Annotated in this window: 17 protein-coding genes; 9 read left to right on the top strand and 8 right to left on the bottom strand. The window is 65.1% G+C overall.

What is annotated here, in order from left to right:
- The first annotated feature begins 101 nt into the window (after positions 1 to 101).
- The 3 genes from OKA11_RS13295 to OKA11_RS13285 all read left to right on the top strand — a co-directional run bounded on the left by OKA11_RS13295 (position 102) and on the right by OKA11_RS13285 (position 1,959).
- A complete protein-coding gene (locus OKA11_RS13295) occupies positions 102 to 1,292 on the top strand; it encodes an aspartyl protease family protein (RefSeq protein ID WP_267221264.1) in 1,191 nt (396 codons plus the stop codon).
- Between the two features lie 212 nt (positions 1,293 to 1,504).
- On the top strand, positions 1,505 to 1,771 hold the full coding sequence (gene infA, locus OKA11_RS13290; protein ID WP_142637328.1) for a translation initiation factor IF-1: 267 nt from the start codon (positions 1,505 to 1,507) through the stop codon (positions 1,769 to 1,771).
- Between the two features lie 35 nt (positions 1,772 to 1,806).
- Entirely contained in the window at positions 1,807 to 1,959 is a 153-nt protein-coding gene (locus tag OKA11_RS13285; protein ID WP_267221024.1) for a hypothetical protein, read from the top strand.
- A gap of 162 nt (positions 1,960 to 2,121) precedes the next feature.
- On the opposite strand, the gene OKA11_RS13280 is transcribed toward OKA11_RS13285, so the two are convergent.
- Both OKA11_RS13280 and OKA11_RS13275 read right to left on the bottom strand, forming a co-directional pair.
- On the bottom strand, positions 2,122 to 2,673 hold the full coding sequence (locus tag OKA11_RS13280) for a YceD family protein (RefSeq protein ID WP_267221022.1): 552 nt from the start codon (positions 2,671 to 2,673) through the stop codon (positions 2,122 to 2,124).
- Complete coding sequence (locus OKA11_RS13275; protein WP_267221020.1) at positions 2,670 to 3,212, bottom strand: ubiquinol-cytochrome C chaperone family protein; 543 nt, start codon at positions 3,210 to 3,212, stop codon at positions 2,670 to 2,672. The genes OKA11_RS13280 and OKA11_RS13275 overlap by 4 nt, the downstream gene beginning before the upstream one ends.
- A gap of 223 nt (positions 3,213 to 3,435) precedes the next feature.
- Here OKA11_RS13275 and OKA11_RS13270 point away from each other — a divergent pair, with 223 nt between their 5' ends.
- The 6 genes from OKA11_RS13270 (at position 3,436) to OKA11_RS13245 (ending at position 7,392) form a co-directional block, all read left to right on the top strand.
- On the top strand, positions 3,436 to 3,942 hold the full coding sequence (locus OKA11_RS13270) for an outer membrane protein assembly factor BamE (RefSeq protein WP_267221018.1): 507 nt from the start codon (positions 3,436 to 3,438) through the stop codon (positions 3,940 to 3,942).
- 126 nt (positions 3,943 to 4,068) lie between these two features.
- Complete coding sequence (hslV, locus tag OKA11_RS13265) at positions 4,069 to 4,626, top strand: ATP-dependent protease subunit HslV (protein ID WP_142632152.1); 558 nt, start codon at positions 4,069 to 4,071, stop codon at positions 4,624 to 4,626.
- Between the two features lie 14 nt (positions 4,627 to 4,640).
- On the top strand, positions 4,641 to 5,939 hold the full coding sequence (gene hslU, locus OKA11_RS13260; RefSeq protein ID WP_267221016.1) for an ATP-dependent protease ATPase subunit HslU: 1,299 nt from the start codon (positions 4,641 to 4,643) through the stop codon (positions 5,937 to 5,939).
- A 115-nt stretch (positions 5,940 to 6,054) separates the two neighbouring features.
- A complete protein-coding gene (locus OKA11_RS13255; RefSeq protein WP_267221014.1) occupies positions 6,055 to 6,456 on the top strand; it encodes a GFA family protein in 402 nt (133 codons plus the stop codon).
- On the top strand, positions 6,449 to 7,165 hold the full coding sequence (locus OKA11_RS13250) for a phytanoyl-CoA dioxygenase family protein (protein WP_267221011.1): 717 nt from the start codon (positions 6,449 to 6,451) through the stop codon (positions 7,163 to 7,165). The genes OKA11_RS13255 and OKA11_RS13250 overlap by 8 nt, the downstream gene beginning before the upstream one ends.
- Before the next feature lie 26 nt (positions 7,166 to 7,191).
- On the top strand, positions 7,192 to 7,392 hold the full coding sequence (locus OKA11_RS13245; protein WP_021235064.1) for a DUF1737 domain-containing protein: 201 nt from the start codon (positions 7,192 to 7,194) through the stop codon (positions 7,390 to 7,392).
- A 17-nt stretch (positions 7,393 to 7,409) separates the two neighbouring features.
- Here OKA11_RS13245 and OKA11_RS13240 read toward each other — a convergent pair whose 3' ends face one another.
- The 6 genes from OKA11_RS13240 to OKA11_RS13215 all read right to left on the bottom strand — a co-directional run.
- Positions 7,410 to 7,976 carry a hypothetical protein gene (locus OKA11_RS13240; RefSeq protein ID WP_267221005.1) on the bottom strand — a complete coding sequence of 189 codons (567 nt, stop codon included), beginning with the start codon at positions 7,974 to 7,976 and terminating at the stop codon, positions 7,410 to 7,412.
- A 58-nt stretch (positions 7,977 to 8,034) separates the two neighbouring features.
- On the bottom strand, positions 8,035 to 9,855 hold the full coding sequence (locus OKA11_RS13235) for an ABCB family ABC transporter ATP-binding protein/permease (protein WP_267221003.1): 1,821 nt from the start codon (positions 9,853 to 9,855) through the stop codon (positions 8,035 to 8,037).
- 5 nt (positions 9,856 to 9,860) lie between these two features.
- On the bottom strand, positions 9,861 to 10,859 hold the full coding sequence (locus OKA11_RS13230; RefSeq protein WP_267221001.1) for an aspartyl protease family protein: 999 nt from the start codon (positions 10,857 to 10,859) through the stop codon (positions 9,861 to 9,863).
- A 55-nt stretch (positions 10,860 to 10,914) separates the two neighbouring features.
- Positions 10,915 to 12,408, bottom strand: a complete 1,494-nt coding sequence (locus tag OKA11_RS13225; protein WP_267220999.1) for an oligosaccharide flippase family protein — start codon at positions 12,406 to 12,408, stop codon at positions 10,915 to 10,917.
- Positions 12,409 to 12,480: 72 nt separating this feature from the next.
- Positions 12,481 to 13,482: a glycosyltransferase gene (locus OKA11_RS13220; RefSeq protein WP_267220997.1), complete on the bottom strand. Its 1,002-nt coding sequence runs from the start codon at positions 13,480 to 13,482 to the stop codon at positions 12,481 to 12,483.
- A 64-nt stretch (positions 13,483 to 13,546) separates the two neighbouring features.
- Positions 13,547 to 13,737: hypothetical protein (locus OKA11_RS13215; RefSeq protein ID WP_267220995.1), on the bottom strand; the 191-nt coding region annotated here is incomplete at its 5' end.

Below are 13,737 nucleotides of genomic sequence, written 5' to 3'. Positions count from 1 at the left end.
GCCCGCGCCGTCTAGACAGCCTGGGTGTATCTTGATCAATATGTTCAAGTATTTGTCGGAGACAAGCCATGCGGGTCCGACCGAGTTCCCCGTTACGTTTGGTGATCGCGCTGCAGGGTATGATTGCCGGAGCACCGATGGCTGTGGCAGCGCCCGCAGCGCCGATGGACAGGATCGCCATCATTCCCGCGACGGTCTCTTTCGACACGTCCCTGCAGGAGCGGTGGATCCCGCTTGCCGGGCCGGCGTCAGCACCGCCGATCATCTCGATTCTGGTGAATGGTCAACCCGTGGTTGCGCTGGTCGATACCGGCATGCCGACGACGACGGTGGATAGGAGCTGGGCCCTGCGCCATGCCATTCCGTCACAGCCTTATAAGTCCCTTGGCAGTCTGGGCGGCGGCGTTTCTCCCACGGAGATTGGTTCCCTCGTGGCCCTGCAGATCGGCGGCATGCGGCAGTCGGGCGGCGCGGTTCAGATAGCCGACTTGTCCAGCCTTTCGCGGATCGCAGGGATCACGATCGAGGGCATTGTCGGCGCGGACTTCCTGGCCCGGCATGCCGTGGAGATAGATTTCGACAATCGCCGCATCCGGTTTCGCGCGAGCGGCGCGAAACCGCCACAGGGAGAACGCATCCCGTTGGATCTGCGCGAGCGAGGTGGGCGCCTGTTGACGATGCTTGAAGTGGGCGAGCGGCGGTTCGCGCCGGTATTGATCGACACCGGCGACGACTCCAGTCTGACCATCACGCGGGCAGCATGGCCGGACGCCGCAAGCAGTCTGCGGTTGACCGACATCGCAGCAGTGAACCTGGCCGGCAATATCTACATCACCGAGATCGGTCGTATCGATGGCGTGCATCTTGGCGACCAGAACGTCGATGCGGTGCCGGTGCGCTTCGAGGACAAGCCGCTCGATGCCGGCGATGCCGCCAGGATCGGGGCAGCCCTGCTCAGCCGCTTCAATGTCTTCATGGATGCAGGGCGCGGGGTCATGGTACTCTCCCCGCGGCTGACCTCGCCTTCGCCTGCTGCCGTGTCGATGGCGGGTGTTCAGGGCGTATGGACGGACGAGGGTATCAATATCCTGCATGTCATGCGCGGCTCGCCCGCGCATGACGCCGGGCTGGTCACCGGGGACCGGATATGCACGATCGATGGGCAGAACGCGACTGCGGCTGCGCAGAAAGGGGCTTTGGGGCGATGGTCGCAAGGCCCGGCCGGGAAGCGGGTCGTACTCGTGCTTTGCGATGGGCGGACCCTGACGTTGATTCTAAGGGAATTCTATTGAGATCGGGCTGACCTTGAAATTCGCGTTCCGTTCCGCTATATGGGGCAGGCTACGTCGCTTAATGGCGAGATGATTTTCAGCCCTGGTGTCTTGGAACCTGTGGGTTCCTGAACCGGCTGCACGCTCGATATCCTCTTCAGCTTCCTGGCAATCGTTTCCGGACACGCGTTCGTGTGTCCGGTGTCTGGCAATGCATTTGAGGGTTGAGCGCCGTGGCGAAAGAAGAACTGCTGACGATGGAAGGCTTCATTGAGGAAGTGCTTCCGGACGGACGGTTTGCCGTCCTGCTCGATAATGAGCATCGCATCATTGCCTATACGGCAGGAAAGATGCGCAAGTTCCGGATCCGCACGGTCGCGGGTGACCGAGTCCACGTCGAAATGACGCCGTATGACCTCAGCAAGGGGCGGATCGTCTTCCGCGAACGCTCCCCGGGGCAGGCCGCACCCAGCAAGCAGCGCAGCAATTTCAGAAGATAGAAAGATGCGGCCAGGAGCCGCGATAACAGGACTACATGATCAAGAATATTACGGGCGCATTTGAACGCCCCTTCCACAAGAACGACAACCGCCAGCAGCCGCATTCGAGCCGGCAGGGGATCGGCACCGCCAATGGTTTGCTTCCCCTGCGCGAGCTTCGGCTTCTGGTCGCCGGCATGGTCGACTGACATCGTTCCGGGGCCTTGCGGGCCCGGTCTATTGCAGGAACCAGCATCGTTGCAGCGCCCGGAGACAGGTCCCTGTCTCCGGGCGCTGTGCGTTTGAGCGGGCGCGGCGCCTGAGCGTTCCAAGCGGCGGATGCATCAGCATCACTGCAGCTTGGAATGAGGCTACTTGCCCAGCTTCAGGCCCTTGAGCGCGGCGAAGGCGCCGTTGTCCTCGGGCGTGCCGATCCCGGCGGCCAGCCTGGCGGCGTCGGCATTGGGGCCGGTGAGGAACGGGTCGATGGCGAGCGCAAGGCTCTGCGCCACGGCTTCGCCGATGTCGATGTGGGTGCCGGTGTACTCGATCTCGTCGAGGTCGTCGGCGGTCAGTTCGACTTCCTCGTCGGGGGTGTGGTCGTCGGTTTCGGGCACGAAGCGGAAGAACACCGGTTCCTCGACGCTGACCGGCAGGTCCTCCGCCGAGATCGCGCAGGACTGCACGAAGGCGGCCTTCAGCGTGCCGCGCGCCTCGACCTGGCGGTCGTTGCGGGTGAGGGCGAGATCGGCCGCGAGGCTGTCGATCCGGACAAGGCCGAAGCGCATGGCCAGTGCGGCGCGTTCAGCAGCATTGGCCTCGAAGTGGCCCGGCTTGCTCTCGACCTGCCGGATGTCGAGGCGGCGCGAGAACTCGGGGGCCGCATCGGGGGCGGAATCGGGAGAGGGGGGCAGTGCGCTCATCGGTCTATCCTTGCGGCCAGGAGGGCCTCGTTCGAAGTGGTTTCGAGGGCGGCGGCGAGTGCCTTGACCGGCGCGACCAGCATGGCGGCCTCGGCGCCTTCCCTCAGTGTCATGTTGCGTTCCAGCGCGGCGGCCAGTGCGGCATCGACCTGCACGGCATCGGCCTGTGCGAGGGCATCTCGCAGCGCGCCGATGCGGCCGCCGAGCGCGCTTACCAGCTTGCCCATGTGCTTGCCGACGACAAGGTCGCCGATGCCGGACTGGCGCAACTGGCCGTCCATGTCGGTCACGAACAGTTCGGTCAGCCGCGCGGCGGGGTCGATCAGGTCCTCGCTGCGTTCCATGCGCAGCACCACCAGGGCCATCACCAGCGTGATCGTGTCGAATCGCCCGGCGACGGTATCGGCTATGCCGTGTTCGGCATACCACGGTTTCTCGCGGGCGATCTCGACCACGCGGTGCCACAGCGGGCGGACGGCCTCGCGGCGGGCCTGGGTGCTTTCCGGGTTTCTGCCGGTCAGGCGGCGGAGCAGGTTCACGTGGTTTCGGGCCTTTCCTCTCGCCGCGCGCCGACGGTACTCTTGGTGGAACGGGTGGCGGGGCTTCTTGTTCAGGGGCAATTCAAGCAACCTGCCCCAACGCCCATTGCGCGACAAGCCGCTGGGCCCTAAGGCTCGGTACCGTAGTTTCGGGTCGATATATGGCTCTCGCGCCGGCAGGCAATGCCCGGAGCGGACCAGCCCCGTGAATTGGAGTGGGAAAATGCGCGGTTCTGGTCATGGCTCTGGTCTCAGGGTGAAGACCGCTGGCGTCGTTCTGGCGCTGGCTGCACTGACGGGGGGCTGCACCTCGATCCGCGATCATCGCGGTTACCTGGTCGACCAGACGCTGGTCGATTCGGTCTCGCCGGGCGTTGACAATCGCCAGTCGGTGGAAAGGACCCTCGGGCGTCCGACTTTCGTCAGCCAGTTTGGCGAGAAGGACTACTACTACGTGTCGCAGACCGTGAAGACGCCGCCGTTCGGCCGTCCGCGCACTGCGGAACAGACGATCCTGCGCGTGCGCTTCGATCCGGCGGGCAATGTCGTTGCGGTGGACAAGAAGGGCATCGACGATGTCGCGCGCATCCGCCCCGAGGGCGATACGACGCCGACGCTGGGTCGTCATCGCGGCCTGCTCGAGGACCTGTTCGGCAACATCGGCCAGGTCGGCGCTGCCGGCATGGGCACCGGTACGCAGCCGACCGGCCCCGGTCCGAACGGCAGCTGATCCGGGCGATCACGCTTTCGAAATGCCCGCGCAAGCCGTCTGGCCTGCGCGGGCATTTTCGTTTCGTGCAACCACTTCGCGGCGGCCAGCGCTTGAACCCGCCGTCTGCCGCCATATATTCGCGGCATGGACAATAGCGGGGCGAGCCACGGCCTGATCCAGTGGCACGGAACCACCATCATCGGTGTTAAGAAGGGCGGCAAGACCGTCATCGCCGGCGACGGCCAGGTTTCCATGGGCAATACCGTCATGAAGCCCAACGCGCGCAAGGTGCGCCGGATCGGCGACGGCAAGGTGATCGCGGGCTTCGCGGGTGCCACGGCCGATGCCTTCACCCTGTTCGAACGCCTCGAGCGCAAGCTGGAGCAGCACCGCGGCCAGCTGATGCGCGCGGCGGTCGAACTCGCCAAGGACTGGCGGACCGACAAATACTTGCGCAACCTGGAAGCGCTGATGATCGTCGCCGATGCCGAGACGCTGCTGGTGCTCACCGGCAATGGCGACGTGCTGGAGCCCGAAGGCGGCATCACCGCGATCGGTTCTGGCGGCAACTATGCACTGGCTGCCGGCCGCGCGCTCGACGAGTACGAGGAAGATGCCGAGCGGATCGCCCGGCGCGCCATGGCCGTCGCCGCCGACATCTGCGTCTTCACCAACGACCGCGTCACGGTCGAGACCATCTGAATTTGCAGGACATCATGAAAGACAACCTGACCCCCAAGGCCATCGTCCGCGCGCTCGACGAGCACATCATCGGGCAGGCCGAAGCCAAGAAGGCCGTCGCCGTTGCCCTGCGCAACCGCTGGCGCCGCCAGAAGCTGTCGCTCGACCTGCGCGACGAGGTGACGCCCAAGAACATCCTGATGATCGGGCCGACGGGCTGCGGCAAGACCGAGATCAGCCGCCGCCTCGCCAAGCTGGCCGATGCGCCGTTCGTGAAGGTGGAAGCCACCAAGTTCACCGAAGTCGGCTATGTCGGCCGCGACGTCGAGCAGATCGCCCGCGATCTGGTGGAAGAGGCGATCCGTCTCGAGAAGGACCGCCGCCGCGAATCGGTGCGCGAGGCGGCCAGCAAGGCGGCGATGGAGCGCCTGCTCAACGCGCTTGTCGGCGACGGGGCTTCCGAGGCGACCCGCGCCTCGTTCCACCAGCGCATCACCGAAAACGCGATGAACGAGACCGAAGTCGAGATCGAGGTCGAGGATACCCCCTCGGCGCCGATGGAGATCCCCGGCATGGGCGGCTCGGTCGGCATGATCAACCTGTCGGACATCATGGGCAAGTTCGGCGGACCCAAGCTGACGCGCCGCAAGATGAAGGTGCCGGACGCCTGGGACAAGCTGGTCGACGAAGAGTCGGAAAAGCGCATGGACCAGGACGATGTCGCCCGCACCGCGCTGGCCAATGCCGAGACGAACGGCATCGTCTTCCTCGACGAGATCGACAAGATCGCGGTTTCGGACGTGCGCGGCGGTTCGGTCAGCCGCGAAGGCGTGCAGCGTGACCTGCTGCCGCTGATCGAGGGCACCACGGTTGCCACCAAGTACGGCCCGATGAAGACCGACCACGTGCTGTTCATCGCCAGCGGCGCGTTCCATGTGGCGAAGCCTTCGGACATGCTACCCGAATTGCAGGGCCGCCTGCCGATCCGCGTCGAGCTGAAGGCGCTGACCGAGGAAGACTTCGTGCGCATCCTCTCCGAGACCCGCGCGAATCTGGTGGCGCAGTACAAGGCGCTGCTGGCGACCGAGGAAGTCACGGTGGACGTCACCAGCGGCGCGGTGACCGAGATCGCCAGGATCGCCGCGCAAGTGAACGAGAGCGTCGAGAACATCGGCGCCCGCCGCCTGCAGACGGTGATGGAAAAGCTGCTCGAGGAACTCAGCTTCGAGGCCGAGGACCGCAAGGGGGAGACGGTGACGATCGACGAGGCCTATGTCAGCGCCAAGCTGTCGGGCCTGGCGGGCAATGCCGACCTGTCGAAGTACATCCTCTGATCCTTCGCCTCAGGGCGGGACGCGAAACGGGCGCGGGACTTCGGTCTCGCGCCTTTTTTGTTCCTTGAATGTTCTTTTTATTCGGCTAGATTCGGCGGTGACAAGGAGAATCGTCATGAAGCTAGAAGGGGGGTGCCAGTGCGGCGACGTGCGGTACCGCGTCGAGGGGGAGCCGCTCCACGCCGCATTTTGCCACTGCGCGGACTGCCGCAAGTCGGCGGGCGCGCCGGTGGTCGCCTGGGGGGCATTCAAGCACGATGAATTCGAAGTGCTTCAGGGCGATGCCGCGGTGTTCAATTCCAGCGGCACGGCGATGCGCCACTTCTGCCCGCGCTGCGGGACGGGGCTGTGGTACACCAATGCCGAATATCTGCCGGGCATCGTCGACATCCAGATCGCGACGCTCGACGATCCCGAGGCGCTGCCGCCCGGTGCCCATATCCAGGTGGCCGAAAGGCTGTCGTGGATGAAGGACACCACCCAGGTGCCGGAATTCGAGCGTTATCCGGGTGGGTGACCTTGCCGCGTCGGTGGTTCGCGATGTTTCGGACCTCGATCTCGACCGCGATGGGGCCTGTCTTCATCGCGGTCTGGCGGCGGCGCTGCTGAACGATCTTGCGGTGATCCTGGCGAAATGGCCGGACGGTCATGCGGGCGTGCGGATTTCGGGCGATCCCGATCTGGCGCGTCTGCTGGATGCGGATGGTCCCATCGGCGGGATGGCGGCCAAGGCGCAGGGCTGCGATGTGCGTCCGGTCCGCGCGGTGTTGTTCGACAAGAACGGGCGGACCGATTGGTCGCTCGGCTGGCATCAGGACCGCACGATTGCCGTCCGTGAACAGGCTGAGGTCGCGGGTTTCGGGCCGTGGTCGGTCAAGCAGGGCATCCGCCATGTCGAACCGCCCTTCGCGGTGATCGAGGGCATGGTGACGGTGCGTATTCATCTCGATCCGGTGGATGCGGACAACGCGCCGCTGCTGGTGGCGCTGGGCTCGCACCTGTCGGGACGTATTCCGGTGGGTGAAGTGGATGCGGTGGTAGCTGGCTTGGCAGTTTACACCTGTCTTGCCGATGTAGGCGACGTCTGGTGCTATCGCACGCCGATCCTCCATGCTTCGCATGCGGTGTCCTCCCCGGTAGGAGCAGGGCATCGCAGAAGGCGCGTGCTTCAGGTCGATTATGCTGGCGGGGACTTGCCAGCCCCGCTGGAGTGGCTAGGCGTCTGAATCTCCGAAAACCGAGAGGGATGCCGATGTACCAGACCCCCGAAGACCGCCCGATCTACCGCCTGCTCACCGGAGCGGACGACCGCGCCTTCTGCGAGCGCGTGTCCGAGGCGCTGGCGCAGGGCTGGCGGCTCTACGGCTCCCCCTCGCTGTCGTGGGATACCGCGGAAAACTGCATGAAGGCGGCGCAGGCGGTGGTCTGGCACGAGGCTGATGTCGTGAAGTGACGGAAAATCGCCGTGGATCAGCAGTCCACGGCGCCTTCTGACAGCAGCGGGGCAAGTCGTTTGACGATCATGCGGCCCTCGGCGTCATCGATGCTTTGGCCCATGCGGATCGTCGAGGCGCCGTAGTCGAAAGAGATGCAGCCCATCCGCCGCGTCATGAACGGGCCGCCCCAACCGCGACTGAAGTTGAACGCGAACGGCATCGAGCCGTTGATGCGCATATGCCGCACTTTCGCCAGCGGGTAGGCACGCTCCCGGCTGAAACCGAACATGCGCCAGCCATGGATCAACTGGCCGGAATCCACGCGGATTATTTCCGAGCCGGTCAACTGCCAGAGGATCGTACTGGCAGCGAAGACCCAACCCACAGCCCAGAATACCAGCCAGAGCGCGATGAAGGGCTGCGGCGTCGTTAAAAGGGCCGTCAACGCCGCGACGCCGCCGAGAGACCAGCACGTCAGCCAGAAACACAGGAACACCAGTCCGAACCAGAATTTCCGCGCCGGAATCTGGATTTCCGGCTGACGCACGCCGCCTTCGATCGTGAAACGGGCAGGGCGGAGAGGAGCTTCCTTGATGGCCATGCGCTAGGGCTAGGTCAGGTTTCGAGCAAAAGCGAATTAAATCAAATCGCCCTGCACTTCATTCGGCCGCCTCGATCATGGCTTCGGCCTCGGCGGCCTGACGGGCCCACATTTCGGCGTAGAGGCCGTCGATCCGCAGCAGTTCGCCATGCGTGCCGCTTTCGGCAAGACGGCCCTCGTTCAGCACCAGAATCCGGTCGGCGTCGGCAATCGTGGAGAGCCGGTGCGCGATCGAAAGGCTGGTGCGGTTTTCCGACACGCGGTGGAGTGTCGCCAGGATGTCCTGCTCGGTGCGGGTGTCGAGCGCGGAGGTCGCCTCATCCAGCAGCAGGATCGGCGGGTTCTTCACCAGCGTGCGGGCAATCGCCACGCGCTGCTTCTCGCCGCCCGAAAGCTTGAGGCCGCGTTCGCCCACTTCGGTGGCGTAGCCTTGCGGCAGCCGGTCGATCAGGCCGAGCAGCGCGGCACCGCGGGCGGCGGCCTCGACATCGTCCTGCGTCGCATCGCTGCGGCCGTAGGCGATGTTGTAGCCGATGGTGTCGTTGAACAGCACCGAATCCTGCGGCACGATGCCGATCGCGGCGCGCAGGGATGCCTGAGTCACTTCGGCGATGTCCTGCCCGTCGATCAGGATGCGGCCCTGCTGCGGGTCGTAGAATCGGAACAGCAGCCGCGCGATCGTGGACTTACCCGCGCCCGAAGGCCCGACGATGGCGAAGTTCTGCCCGGCGGGCACTTCGAACGAGAGTCCCTTCAGAATGCCGCGATCCGGTTCATAGCCGAACACCACGTTGTCGAACACGACCGAGGGCTGGCGGATGACCAGTGCCGGGGCGCCGGGCCGGTCGGAGACTTCCTGCGGCTCGTCGAGCAGGCGGAACATCTCCGCCATGTCGATCAGGCCCTGCCGGATGGTGCGGTAGACCATGCCCAGCATGTCGAGCGGGCGGAACAGCTGGGTGAGGTACGTCTGCACGAAGACCAGCTGGCCTGCCGTATACTGGCCCTTGTACCAGCCCCACACGGTGTAGCCGAGCGCGCCTGCCATTAGCAGGTTCACCACTACGCCCTGCGCGATGTTGAGCAGGCCGAGCGAGTTCTCGCTCTTCACCGCCGCATCGGCATAGGCACGGGTCGCCTGGGCATAACGCGCTTTCTCGCGGTGTTCGGCGGAGAAGTACTTCACCGTCTCGTAGTTGAGCAGTGAATCCACCGCGCGGGCCAGCGCCTGGCCGTCGAGCCGGTTCATCTGCTCGCGCAGCTTGGTGCGCCATTCGGTGATCGTGCGCGTCACCCAGATATAGGCGGCGATGGCGACAGCGGTGGCGACGACGAGGCCGGGGCCGAAGTTCACGTAGAAGATCACAGCCACGACCAGCAATTGCAGCACGGTTGGCGCGATGTTGAACAGCATGAAGTAGAGCATCGTGTCGATGCTCTTGGTGCCGCGCTCGATCGTCTTGGTCACTTCACCGGTCCGGCGGGCGAGGTGGAAGCGCAGCGAGAGGTTGTGGAGCTGGCCGAAGACGCTTTCCGCCAGTTCGCGGGTCGCGTCCTGTCCGACACGCTCGAAGACGATGTTGCGCACATTGTCGAACGCGGTCTGGATCAGGCGTCCGGCCGAGTAGCCAAGCACCGTGAGCATCGCCAGTTGCACGAGCCTGGGACCCGTCGCCCCCATGAGGTCGACCGCCCACTTCATCATGTAGGGCAGGGCAAGCTGGGTTGCGGTGGACAGCAGGATGAACAGGCAGGCCCAGACGATCCGCCAGCGCAGCGCCGGATTCTCGCGCGGCCACAGGTAGGGCATGAAGCGCAGCAGCGTGCGCCAGCCATCGTGGCGGGCAGCGGGAGAGTTTACGGCAGTGTCTGGCGGCATTCGCGCTATTTAGGGTGCGCGTCGCTGGAGGCAATCCTCTTGACGAGATCGTTGGGATCGCCGCGCCGTTTCCCGCTCGCGTCCTCCACCGTGACCGGCAGGTCGAACAGCACCTTGTGGGTCGAGAAATCGATCGCGATCCGCTTGAAGACCTTGAGTTCGCGCATGCCGAGGAACAGGGCCGGGCGCCGGTGCAGGCCCAGCTCGTGAAAGGCAGGGGAATCGGCAAAGGCGATGGCGACATTGGTGAGGATCAGCTTCTCCACTTGCAGCTTGTGGGCGATCACCAGTTCGGCCGGAATGTCGTCGCCGGTCACGCCCGCCAGATGCACCAGTCCGGCCACCTGCTTGCGCATGGCCTGTTGCAGCGCGAGATTGCCCACCGCGCTGCTTGCCCCGGTATCGATCACCACGTCGACATGGATGCCGTCGACTTTGGCATCGGCCATGATGAGGCGGCCGAGCCGCTTGCGGGCATGGACAACGATTTCGTAGCCGTTGGCCTGCGCGGAGGGCCTGGTCGGCGCGATGGCGATCGTCTCGTTCTCGAAATCGAGGGTGACGCGCTGGCCTTGCAGACTGTCGGTGCCGATGATGCCGTCCGCGCCGATGTGCCGGGCTTCGAGCAGGGGCACGGTCAGGTCGTTGAACGCGCGTTCGCCGATGGCGATGCTGTCGACCCGTGCGGTGGCGACATCGCTGGCACCGGCCATGCCCAGCACCGTGACCTTGGGGCCAAGCGAGAGGCCAAGCAGGCCGGCAAGGTCGTTCGAGACGACGGTCTGCTGCGATCCGGTGTCGATCAGGAAGTGATAGGGGCCTTTGCCCTGAACCGCGACGCTCACGGTCATGCGCTCGTCGCGATCGGTAGCGGTCTTGAGCGTCTGCTCGCGTTCACCGGTGGTTTGGTCGGTCTTGCCGGCCGATGTCGCAGGTATGGGCGCTGCGCCCGCAGCCGCCGTGTCGGCGAGCAGGAGCGTCAGCGCAAGCGCGCCGCCAATCATGTCATCCTCCCCGCGAAGCTTGAGCTTCGTCGGATATTGTCCGGTCAGGAGAGTATCACGAGTCGGCGGATTTCGCCACGTTTTGCCAGCGTCGCAGGGCAGGCATGCGGGACAGCAGCGGCACGACAAGATGTCGTGCCATTCCAGCAAGATCGTTGCGGGCGGGGTGGCGCAGAACGGTGATTGCCAGCACCCACGCCAGGCCGCCCAGCGCCGCACTGGCGACGAGGCCGCCAAGGCCGAGGGTGTCCGGTCGCCGCCAGAACGTGACGGCCCAGAATGCCGGCAATGCGCTTGCCAGCGCCACCCCGGCGCTCGAGGCATATGTGCGCAGCAGCGCCGGCCAGCGGAAACCCACCAGTCGGTGCATCCATCCGGCATAGATGCAGATCCAGCCAAGCCCGTAAACGATGCGCGAAGCTGCGGCTGCATCCACGCCGATGGCGGCGCCGGCGATCAGGGTGCCTACCGAAAGCGCGGTGTCGGCCAGGTTGAACCAGAACAGTCGGCGCAAGTGGCCCAGCAGGATCGGCAGGTCCATGTGCAGCGGCAGCGCGACGAAACAGCATTCGGCAATCGCGACATAGGCCAGCAGCGGCGCCGCGCCCGCCCAGCCGGGGCCGTAGAGCAGCAGGATCACCGGTTTCGACAGCACTGCCAGCAGCGCCATGGCGGGCCAGACGATGGCGCCGTGGGCGGCGACCACACGCTCGTAATAGGGCCCCAGATCCTTGCCTTCGTCGCGCAGGCGGGCGAACGTCGGATAATAGATCGAGCCGACCGCTCCGGCGACCAGGTAGTGCAACTGCGATGCCAGGGCGACGCCGCGGCTGAACAGACCGGTTGCCGTCATGCCCTGAAGACGCCCGACGATCAGGTCCGGCGTGCGCATGCCGATGCCGCCCGAGAGGTAAAGTAGCGCGCTGCCCGAGCCGAACGAGATGATTTCCCGAAGCTGCGCGCGCTTGAGGCCGAGCCCGGGCCGGGCGGGGCGTAGTGCTTGCGCGACCACCGCGCGCACCGCGGACTGTGCGATCATCGCCCAGGCCAGCGATTCGGCCGAATAGCCGAGTGCAGCCAGACTCAGCGCGCAGATGCTGTTGCTTGCCGCGCCCAGGGCATTGACGAGGAAAGTGCCCCGGAAATCGAGCCGCCGCGAGAGCATCGCGACCGGGACCACACTCCAGGGATTGAGCAGGTAGGAGGCGGCGATCAGGCCGAGGATCGCAAACAGCCGGGGCTCGCCGTAAAAGCGCGCGACCGGCCAGGCGCAGGCCAGGATCAGCGCGGCGAGCAGCACCGAAAACGTGATCGCGATCACCGTGCAGTGGCGCACGGTTTCCTCGTCGGCTGTGGGATGGCGGCCAAGATAGCGGGTCAGGCCGAAATCCTGGATGACCGAGAGGATCATGGCCGTTGCCAGCGCGACCGAGAACAGCCCGATCTCCTCGGGCTTGAGGAAGAAGCGCGAGACCAGCACCGACGTCACGAACTGCAGTGCGAACTGGGAATACTGACTGGCGGCAGCCCAAAGTGCGGCTGTCTTCACGTTACCGCTGCCGCGCCCACTTTCCGTTGGCGGCGTTTCCGGCGGGCTGGGCGGCGTCTCGTTCATCCGCGGTCAGACCAGTGCGGTCATGGAAAGCGTCGCGGCCAGGCGCAGCGCACGCAGCGGTTCCCCGAAGCGGACGAGGCGCATGACCGTGCGCCACATCCCGTCGCGCCGGCCGCCATCGCGCAAGTGGTTGACCAGCAGGTCGAACCCTTCGTTGCGCAGGGCATCTTCCGAATAACGCAGCGCCAGCGCCACTTGCGCACGCACTTCGCGGGACGTGCCGGGACGGTGGAACAGGGTATCCAGACCGTCGATCGGTGGCAGTCGCTCCAGTGTCGCGGTCGGATCGATGCGCCCTGCCCTGCGCTCGTGCCAGGCAAGCCGTGCCACGGCAGTGCCGATCTGCAGTTCGGTTGCGTGGCGCGAGGAGACCTGTCCGGGGTAGCGCCGATAGCGCACCAGTCGTTCGGGCACGTTTCCCATCCGGGTTATGCTGGACAGGCGCAGCCACAAGTCGAGATCCTCGCAGTGGCGAAAGGCAGCGTGATAGCCGCCGACGGAGCGCACGATGTCGCGCCGATACATCGCGGCGGGATGGCAGATAAGCTGCCCGCCGTTTTCGATCGCTCGAACCATTTCCTCGTGGGTGAGGGGATGGTCATCGCCGCCGCGCGAGAGCGGTTCGCCGAATTCGCCGATATCCTCGCTCCAACTGCCGACCACACCATAATCCGGATGCGCCGCGAGGAAGGCGACCTGCTTTTCGAAACGGTCAGGCCGACAGATGTCGTCGGCATCCATGCGCGCGACCAGCGGCGCGCGTGCTTCGTTGAGCATCTGGTTGAGGCTGGCGACGAGTCCGCGATTTTCCCGGATGATCGGACGGATACGGGCATCGCGTGCGGCATGTTCGCGGATGATCGCGGTAGAGGCGTCCTGCGATCCGTCATCGATGATCAGGAACTCGAAATCCGAAAAGCTCTGCGCGAGCACGCTGGCGATGGCTTCGTCGAGATAGCGCTCGCCGTTGTAGACGCTCATGGCAACGCTGATCGCCGGTGTCGGCATGATCCTCAAATTCCGATTCTGTGTTGCGGCCCAAGGCATGCCGTGCTCGGCTTCGGCCTTAGCCTCACGTGGTAAACAAAGGGTGTGGTGGCATCTTGCAGAGCGTTGGGCAAACGATCTGAGTTCTGTGCGCCGCACTATATACCGCCGCCAGGCTGAGTGGAGCGGGAATGCGGTGGCCGGATGGATAGATGAGGCGCATCAAGCCTTCGAAAACCGGCGTTTTTTGGGAAAGTGACGTTTTTTTGAAATTAG

It is taken from the genome of Novosphingobium clariflavum, assembly GCF_026420865.1.
GTDB lineage: Bacteria > Pseudomonadota > Alphaproteobacteria > Sphingomonadales > Sphingomonadaceae > Novosphingobium > Novosphingobium clariflavum.
Note: the sequence above shows the minus strand (reverse complement) of the source record. Positions and strands in the feature narration are given on the sequence as shown.

Bases quoted from the DNA above. Each gene is read 5' to 3' on its own strand.
- OKA11_RS13270 (WP_267221018.1), top strand. From the start codon at position 3,436: ATGCGCGGTTCTGGTCATGGCTCTGGTCTCAGGGTGAAGACCGCTGGC.
- hslU (WP_267221016.1), top strand. From the start codon at position 4,641: ATGAAAGACAACCTGACCCCCAAGGCCATCGTCCGCGCGCTCGACGAG.
- hslV (WP_142632152.1), top strand. From the start codon at position 4,069: ATGGACAATAGCGGGGCGAGCCACGGCCTGATCCAGTGGCACGGAACC.
- OKA11_RS13245 (WP_021235064.1), top strand. From the start codon at position 7,192: ATGTACCAGACCCCCGAAGACCGCCCGATCTACCGCCTGCTCACCGGA.
- OKA11_RS13255 (WP_267221014.1), top strand. From the start codon at position 6,055: ATGAAGCTAGAAGGGGGGTGCCAGTGCGGCGACGTGCGGTACCGCGTC.
- OKA11_RS13285 (WP_267221024.1), top strand. From the start codon at position 1,807: ATGATCAAGAATATTACGGGCGCATTTGAACGCCCCTTCCACAAGAAC.
- OKA11_RS13230 (WP_267221001.1), bottom strand. From the start codon at position 10,859: ATGATTGGCGGCGCGCTTGCGCTGACGCTCCTGCTCGCCGACACGGCG.
- OKA11_RS13235 (WP_267221003.1), bottom strand. From the start codon at position 9,855: ATGCCGCCAGACACTGCCGTAAACTCTCCCGCTGCCCGCCACGATGGC.
- OKA11_RS13280 (WP_267221022.1), bottom strand. From the start codon at position 2,673: ATGAGCGCACTGCCCCCCTCTCCCGATTCCGCCCCCGATGCGGCCCCC.
- OKA11_RS13240 (WP_267221005.1), bottom strand. From the start codon at position 7,976: ATGGCCATCAAGGAAGCTCCTCTCCGCCCTGCCCGTTTCACGATCGAA.
- OKA11_RS13220 (WP_267220997.1), bottom strand. From the start codon at position 13,482: ATGCCGACACCGGCGATCAGCGTTGCCATGAGCGTCTACAACGGCGAG.